Annotated in this window: 1 protein-coding gene; it reads right to left on the bottom strand. The window is 64.2% G+C overall.

From position 1 onward, the window contains the following. A partial coding sequence (locus CH341_RS32670) for a MotA/TolQ/ExbB proton channel family protein (protein ID WP_210208736.1) occupies positions 1 to 268 on the bottom strand: 268 nt, incomplete at both ends.

Raw genomic sequence — 268 nt, forward strand, 5'->3', positions numbered from 1 at the left:
AGCGACTGGATCGTCTCGCTGACCGAGCCGACGGTGCGCAACAGCCCCCAGAACGTGCCGAGAAGGCCGAGAAAGACGAGAAGCCCCGTCAGGTAGCGCAGGATTTCGCGGTTTTCATCGAGGCGCGTGGCGATGGAATCGAGGATCGAACGCCAGGTGGAGGTCGACAGCATCGCCTCGCGCCGGTCACGCAGAAGCGTCGCCATCGGCGCGAGAAGCCGCGGTGAAGCATCGGAAACGCCGACTTCCTGCCGGCGGAAGGAATTCA

Origin of the sequence: Rhodoplanes roseus (assembly GCF_003258865.1) — a bacterium.
In the GTDB taxonomy this organism is placed as follows: Bacteria; Pseudomonadota; Alphaproteobacteria; order Rhizobiales; family Xanthobacteraceae; genus Rhodoplanes; species Rhodoplanes roseus.